At 53.1% G+C, this 275-nt stretch carries 1 pseudogene; it reads left to right on the forward strand.

The features are described 5' to 3' along the window. Positions 1-275, forward strand: a pseudogene (locus HBA93_RS21035) (helicase); the annotation flags it as partial.

Consider the following 275-nt stretch of genomic DNA (forward strand, 5'->3'; position numbering starts at 1 on the left):
TTCTGCCCCATTGGAAGGGTTGACACGGGCACTGCCTGCGGTTGACATGCGGGCGCTTGAAAATCTGGCGCGTGATGAAACGATCATGCAGCTTGCGGATACCTCCAAGCGCGTGGAAATTTTGTGGGATGCCTGTGCGCTTCCCGATTACAGAAGGATTGCACCGGCACAACATGCCGATATTATTGCCGCAATCTATAAGGATATCATTCGCAAAGGTTTTGTGGATGAAGACTATATGAGCGAGCAGGTGCGCCGGTCCGACAGGACTGACG

The organism is Ochrobactrum sp. SFR4, from assembly GCF_019730395.1.
GTDB lineage: Bacteria > Pseudomonadota > Alphaproteobacteria > Rhizobiales > Rhizobiaceae > Pseudochrobactrum.